Origin of the sequence: Micromonospora sp. NPDC005205 (assembly GCF_040608275.1) — a bacterium.
GTDB lineage: Bacteria > Actinomycetota > Actinomycetes > Mycobacteriales > Micromonosporaceae > Micromonospora.
This window is the reverse complement of record NZ_JBEXHV010000035.1, coordinates 21,225-27,966: the sequence shown is the minus strand read 5'-3', so window position 1 is coordinate 27,966 and position 6,742 is coordinate 21,225. Positions and strand designations below refer to the sequence as shown.

The window sequence follows — 6,742 nt, the reverse complement described above, 5'->3', positions numbered from 1 at the left end:
AGCCCTGTTTAAATTAACTGCCCGGCGTGGGGGGGGCCCGGACGACGACCGGCGGCGTTGCGGTTGCGTCCGGATACGACACCGGTATCCGGACGCAACCGCGCCTTGCCGGATCGCCGCCCGGACTCCGCCTCGGCTCGACCGCCCTTATGAAACAGGCCTTAGACCCGGTGCGCGCCCACCAGTGTGGCGGTCCGGTCTGCCGGCAGTTCCTCTTCGATGACCCGCCGCCGCCGGTAGCAGGCGTGCAGCATCCGGCGCTGGCCGCCGTCGCCGGGGGCGGCGGTGACGATGCCGATGTGGTGGATCTTGCGGCCCGGTCGGGCGAAGAAGTAGAGATCGCCGGGGCGTTCCGCGCCCAACGACAGTGGGGTGGTGGCCACGGCCTGATCGTCGGCGTCGCGGGGCAGCAGCACCCCGAACCGCCGCCAGGCCAGATGCACCAGCCCCGAGCAGTCGATGCCGTGCGCGGAGAGACCGCCCCAGATGTAGACCACGTCCAGCAGGCGCTGTGCCACCGCGAGCGCCTGCGCGGCGGCTGGCGACGCGACCGCCGACGACACCAGGTGACGGTCGGGCAGCCAGAGCGGGGCGGCCCGACCGGGAACGTGCACCGGCCGCCAGTCGTCGAGCGCGGGGCCGGCCGGGACGAGCCGGGTGCCGACGACGACGCCGGGCAGCACCACCGGCCCGTTCGGGGCGGCGTGCAGCCCGGTGACCGTGGCGTCCACCACCAGCGGGTGGTCGATGCCGGTGTGGGTCGGGTCGAGAACGGCCAACTGCTCGGCGGGAAGCCAACCCGGGTAGCCGCGGGGATCCAGCTTGGCGGCTGGTTGTTCGACGGCGACGACCCGGGCCCAGCCGTCCGGGCGTAGCTCACTGACGAGGACCCGTTCGCCGAGCAGGAGTTGGCTCAGCACGCAGTCGCCGACCTGCTGGTCGGTGTCCATCCCGGAGACCCAGGTCGGGATGTCGGCGCGGGCGGTCAGCGCCGGACGGTCGACCGCGCGGACGGCCTCGGGGGAGGTCCACAGCGTCGCCACGGCGACCCGGACGACGGCCTCGCGGCCCGGTTGCAGCTCCACGTCAACCCCCAGATCGTGTCGGCTGTCCAGGGAAACCCTATGAAAGAAACCGACGGCCATCAACCATGGGCCTGCACTTTTGCTTCAGCGAGGCCGGAGATGCCCAGGCCAGGGGCATCCGGCAGCACCACCGTCGCCCCGTCGTAGCGAATGCCGCCCTGCACCGGTGACCAGGCCAGCCACCAGGCGGCGTCCAGGTCGGAGACCGCTGTGGTGCCGTACGCGGCGACCAGGCTCGCGGCCGCCCCGATGCCGACCTGGCTCTCCATCATCGAGCCGACCACAGTGCCGAGGCCGTGCGCGGAGGCCAGGTCGAGGAGGGTGCGGGCCGGGTGCAGTCCACCGCACTTGGCCAGTTTGACGTTGACCAGGTCGGCGGCCCGGCGGCGGATCACCTCCACCAGGTCACGCACCCCGAAGACCGCCTCGTCTGCCAGGATCGGCACGGACACCCGGTCGCTGACCCAGGCCAGCCCGTCCAGGTCCCAGCGGGCCACCGGCTGCTCGACCAACTCCACGTCGAGCCCGGCGTCCTCGATGCCGCGGATCACCCGGACCGCCTCCCGGGGCGTCCAGCCCTGGTTGGCGTCCAGCCGGATCCGGGTGCCGGGGCCGACGGCCGCCCGTACCGCGCGAACCCGGTCCAGGTCACCGGCCGCGTCGGTGCCGACCTTCAACTTGAGCACGCCGAAGCCGTCGGCCTGGCGCTGCCGTGCCGCGGTCGCCAGGTCCACAGCGTCGCCTGCCGCCAGCGTGACGTCCGTCGGGACCCGCAGCGTGGTGCCCCCGAGCAACCGCACCAGGGGTACGCCCAGTCGCCGCGCGACGAGGTCGTGCAGGGCGACGTCCACCGCCGCCTTCGCGGCCTCGTTGCCGACCACGGCGCGCTGCACCTCGGCGCACCTGGCCACCAGGTCGTCCGGGTCACGGCCGATCAGCCGTGGGCCGAGCAGCTCGCGGACGCACGCCTGCGCGCCGGCGACCGACGCGCCGGTGACCTGCCAGACCTGCGGCGCCTCACCGAAGCCGGACCGGCCGTCGCTGTCGACGAGTTCGACGACCAGAGTGTCCACTGTGGTAGTGCGACGTAGCGCGGTGACGAACGGGGTGTGTAAGGGAGCGGAAACCCGGTGGGTGCGTACCGCCGAGATCGTCATGTCAGGCACCCTATACGGAGGTTCACCTTCGGAGGGGAGACCGCATGACCGGGCAGGGCTGGGAGCTGGTGGGTGCGCCGAACGCGCGTGACCTGGGCGGGCTCGTCGGCGCGGACGGGCGGAGGGTCCGGGTCGGCCAGTTGATCCGCACTCCGGCGCTGGGTCGGCTGACCGACGAGGACCTGCCGGTGCTGGCGAAGCTGGGGCCCGCGTGCGTGGTGGATCTGCGCGACGCCTCGGAGATCGCGGTCGCGCCGGAGGACCGCTTCGTCGGTGAGCCACGGGTGGTGCGCCTGCCGGTGCACGACGCGGAGCACCCCGTCTTCACGTACGTCTCCGCGGTGCTGCTCGGACACGACCTGAACGCGTACGCCGAGCTGGCCCGGCAGGGCACGGCGGGGGCGATGGAGGCGATCTACCGCTGGTTCGTCACCGGTGAGTCGGCGCGGGTCGGTTTCGCCGAGGCGGTGCGGCTGGCGTCCCGCCCGGAGAATCTGCCGCTGCTCTACCACTGCTCCGCCGGCAAGGACCGCACCGGTTGGCTGACCGTCATCCTGTTGACGGCGCTCGGGGTGGACGAGGCGGCCGTTCGCGCCGACTACCTGCGCAACAACGAGCTGACCGACAGCCTGCGAGCGGTGATCGTCGAGGCGATGCGTCGGCGGAATCCCGAGCTGGACGTCGACGCGGTGGTGCCGGTGCTGGAGGTCCGCGCCGAGTATCTCGATGCCGGTTACGCCGAGGTGCGTCGGGTGCACGGCTCGTTCGACGCGTACCTGCGCGACGGGCTGGGGCTCACCGACTCCGACCTCAGGGCGTTGCGGGCGCAGTTGCTGGAGTGACCGGCGCGTCGGTGGGTGTGCCGGTGCGGGCGGCGCAGCCGGTGACGATCAGTGCCTGGCCGGCGGCGTAGGTCGCCATGACCAGCACCGGCGCGCCGGGTGGTTGGGCCACCTCGGCCACCCCGGCGGCGATCAGCAGGTCGGAGCCGAGGAAGAGCGCCGCGCCGACACCGACCCGCCAGCCCTGGGTGGCGGCGGTGCTGGCCATGGCGGCCAGCGCAATCGCGTAACCGGCCACCGGTACGGCCAGCCCGGCATCGGAGAGCCCCGCCCACATCCAGGTCAGCGCGATGACGGTCAGCGCCGCGTACCCCAGGGGAACGGCGACCAGCGGCGTGCGGCGCAGCGCGGTCGCGGCGCCGCGTCGGGTGAAGGCCGCGAGGTAGCAGAGGTGCGTGCCGAGGAAGCAGGCCATGCCGGCGAGGAACCAGCCGGTGCCGTCGATCATCAGGGCGATGTCGCCGCCGGTGGCGAAGGCCAGCGCGGCGAGCAGCAGCCGGTCCGGTCGGGCCGCGCGTTCGGCGCTGACCCGCCAGAGGTACGCGGCCAGCAGCGGCATCAGCAGCGGCTTGGTGAGCAGGAAGGCCAGGCCGCCGCCGGTGGCGTTGGCCAGCAGGTTCGCGGCCGTCACGACGAGGAAGGCGATCAGCACGGTGCGACTGCGGGGCATCGGCGGCTCCGGGGTGGGGGTGCGAGCAGCGTAGCCGTAGTCGGCGGTGCTGGCATCGCCGCCGAGGCTGTCGGGTCAGAGGTGGTGGCGGGCGGCCCAGACCTGCGCCGAGATGTGCGCGAGCAGCAGGCAGGCGTCGTCCTCCACCTGGTCGTCGCCGCCGGCCAGGTCGGTGGTGGTGCAGACGGCGATCAGGTATGGCGGGGCGTCGTCGGGCAGCACCACGCCGGCGGCGTGGCGGACGCCGCGTACCCAACCGTTCTTGTGCGCGATGCGGGTGCCAGTGGGCAGGCCGGCGGCGAGGTCCTCGCGGTGTTCCTGGGCGAGCAGGACGTCCAGCATGGCGGTGCAGGCCGCCGGTGAGGCGAGTGGGCCGGGGGTGTCGGCCCCGGTGGCCAGTGCGCCGAGCAGGGCGGCCAGGTCGGCGGCGGTGACCGTGTTGGTGATGCCGGCCTCGCGGGCGGCGAAGTCCTCGATGCCGCGGCCGGTGACGCTGTTGCGGGCACCGGCGAGCGCCCAGACCTCGGCGACCGCGGGCAGCCCGACGTGGCCGAGGACGAGGTTGGTGGCGAGGTTGCTGGAGCGCACGATCATGCGGTCGGCCAGCCAGCGCAGCGTCGCGGTGCCGCCGATGCGGTCCCAGACCGCGTCGTCGTTGTCGTAGGGCTGCGCGTTGGCGAAGCGGGGTGCGCCGGGCTGGGCGGAGTCGAAGTCGTTGACGACCGGGACCGGGGCGTCCAGGTCCAGGGTGCCGGCCTCGGCGGCGCGGTGCAGCGCGGCGAGCACCGCCACCTTCATGGTGCTCGCGGCGTAGTGGCCGGCGTCCGCGTGGCGGGTCCAGGTCGGCGGCGCGTCGAGGCGCCCCACGTACGCGGAGACGGTGCCGGGCACCCCGTCCAGGTGGGCGTCGAGATCATCCCAGGTCATGCCGGTGACCGTAGCGGATCAAGCGGGGGTGGGCTCGCGTACCCGTCGGGGGAAAGACGACGGGCGCGCCGGCCGCAAGCGGCCGACGCGCCCGGTGTCGGGTGCTGGTGAGATCAGCCGGCGTGCTTGCGGCGGGCGGTGGCCCGGCCCCGCAGCTGCTGGTCGAGCACCACCTTGCGGATGCGCACCGTGGCCGGGGTGACCTCGACGCACTCGTCCTCGCGGCAGAACTCCAGCGCCTGCTCCAGGGTGAGCTTGCGCGGCGGGACCAGCTTCTCGGTCTCGTCGGAGGTCGACTGCCGCATGTTGGTGAGCTTCTTCTCCTTGGTGATGTTGACGTCCATGTCGTCGGAGCGGGAGTTCTCCCCGACGATCATGCCCTCGTACACCTCGGTGGTCGGCTCGACGAAGAGCTGACCGCGCTCCTGCAGGTTGGTCATCGCGAAGGCGGTGACCGTGCCGGCCCGGTCGGCGACCAGCGAGCCGTTGTTACGGGTACGCAGCTCGCCGAACCACGGCTCGTAGGACTCGAAGACGTGGTGCAGGATGCCGGTGCCCCGGGTGTCGGTGAGGAACTCGGTGCGGAAGCCGATCAGGCCACGCGCCGGCACCAGCCACTCCATCCGGATCCAGCCGGTGCCGTGGTTGACCAGCTGCTCCATCCGGCCCTTGCGGGTAGCGAGGAGCTGGGTGATCGCGCCCAGGTATTCCTCCGGGGCGTCGATGGTCAGCCGCTCGACCGGCTCGCAGGTCTTGCCGTCGATCACCCGGGTGACCACCTGCGGCTTGCCGACGGTCAGCTCGTAGCTCTCCCGGCGCATCTGCTCGACCAGGATGGCCAGCGCCAGCTCACCGCGGCCCTGCACCTCCCAGGCGTCCGGCCGCTCGGTGGGCAGGACCCGCAGGGACACGTTGCCGATCAGCTCCTTGTCGAGCCGGTCCTTGACCATCCGCGCGGTGACCTTGGCGCCCTTGACCCGGCCGACCAGCGGCGAGGTGTTGGTGCCGATGGTCATCGAGATGGCCGGCTCGTCGACGGTGATCAGCGGCAGCGCGACAGGGTTCTCGACGTCGGCGAGGGTCTCACCGATCATGATCTCCGGGATGCCGGCGACGGCGATGATGTCGCCCGGGCCGGCGGTCTCGGCCGACGTGCGCTCCAGGCCCTCGGTCATCAGCATCTCGGAGATGCGGACCCGCTGGGTGCTGCCGTCGGTGCGGCACCAGGCCACCGTCTGACCCTTGTTGATGGTGCCCTGGCGGACCCGGCACAGCGCGAGCCGGCCGAGGAACGGCGAGGCGTCCAGGTTGGTGACGTGCGCCTGCAACGGCGCGCCGTCCTCGTACGAGGGTGCCGGGATGGTGTCCAGCAGGGTGCGGAACAGCGGCTCCAGGGAGGTGCTGTCGTCGGGCACCGAGCCGTCGGCGGGCTGGGTCAGCGAGGCGACGCCGTCGCGGGCGCAGGCGTAGACGATCGGGAAGTCGATCTGCTCCTCGTCGGCGTCCAGGTCGAGGAAGAGCTCGTAGGTGTCGTCCACGACCTCCTTGATCCGGGCATCCGGACGGTCCACCTTGTTGATCACCAGGATGATCGGCATCCGGGCCCGCAGCGCCTTGCGCAGCACGAAACGGGTCTGCGGCAGCGGGCCCTCACTGGCGTCGACGAGCAGCACCACACCGTCGACCATGGTCAGGCCGCGCTCCACCTCGCCACCGAAGTCGGCGTGGCCGGGGGTGTCGATGATGTTGATGGTGACCGGGTCGGAGCCGTCCGCCGGCAGGTACCGCACACCGGTGTTCTTGGCCAGGATCGTGATGCCTTTTTCCCGCTCCAGGTCACCGGAGTCCATCACCCGCTCGGTGTTCTCGCCGCGTGCGCCGTACGCGCCGGCCTGCCGCAACATGGCATCGACCAGGGTGGTCTTGCCGTGGTCGACGTGAGCGATGATGGCGACGTTGCGGAGGTCGGTGCGAAGCTGCATACCCTCTATCCTTCCGCCTGCGCTCGCGCAGGCTGCGTCGGGGTCACCCCCAGGTGCCCCTGATCTATGGTGAAACCGC

At 72.1% G+C, this 6,742-nt stretch carries 6 protein-coding genes; 1 reads left to right on the top strand and 5 read right to left on the bottom strand.

Annotation, left to right across the window (positions count from 1 at the left end; genetic code table 11):
• Positions 1 to 161: 161 nt before the first annotated feature.
• Together ABZU43_RS32735 and ABZU43_RS32730 are read right to left on the bottom strand one after the other, a co-directional pair.
• Entirely contained in the window at positions 162 to 1,085 is a 924-nt protein-coding gene (locus tag ABZU43_RS32735; RefSeq protein WP_355010235.1) for an NlpC/P60 family protein, read from the bottom strand.
• Positions 1,086 to 1,144: 59 nt separating this feature from the next.
• A complete protein-coding gene (locus ABZU43_RS32730) occupies positions 1,145 to 2,242 on the bottom strand; it encodes a dipeptide epimerase (RefSeq protein ID WP_355010234.1) in 1,098 nt (365 codons plus the stop codon).
• Positions 2,243 to 2,286: 44 nt separating this feature from the next.
• On the opposite strand from ABZU43_RS32730, the gene ABZU43_RS32725 reads away from it, so the two are divergent.
• Positions 2,287 to 3,084 carry a tyrosine-protein phosphatase gene (locus ABZU43_RS32725; RefSeq protein ID WP_355010233.1) on the top strand — a complete coding sequence of 266 codons (798 nt, stop codon included), beginning with the start codon at positions 2,287 to 2,289 and terminating at the stop codon, positions 3,082 to 3,084.
• On the opposite strand, the gene ABZU43_RS32720 is transcribed toward ABZU43_RS32725, so the two are convergent.
• The 3 genes from ABZU43_RS32720 to typA all read right to left on the bottom strand — a co-directional run bounded on the left by ABZU43_RS32720 (position 3,053) and on the right by typA (position 6,663).
• Positions 3,053 to 3,754, bottom strand: coding sequence for a lysoplasmalogenase (locus ABZU43_RS32720; protein WP_355010232.1), 702 nt, complete (start codon positions 3,752 to 3,754; stop codon positions 3,053 to 3,055). The genes ABZU43_RS32725 and ABZU43_RS32720 overlap by 32 nt on opposite strands.
• 75 nt (positions 3,755 to 3,829) lie before the next feature.
• Positions 3,830 to 4,681: a serine hydrolase gene (locus ABZU43_RS32715; protein ID WP_355010231.1), complete on the bottom strand. Its 852-nt coding sequence runs from the start codon at positions 4,679 to 4,681 to the stop codon at positions 3,830 to 3,832.
• Between the two features lie 113 nt (positions 4,682 to 4,794).
• Positions 4,795 to 6,663 (bottom strand): translational GTPase TypA, encoded by a 1,869-nt coding sequence (gene typA / locus ABZU43_RS32710; protein ID WP_355010230.1) that lies wholly within the window; start codon positions 6,661 to 6,663, stop codon positions 4,795 to 4,797.
• Positions 6,664 to 6,742: the final 79 nt, after the last annotated feature.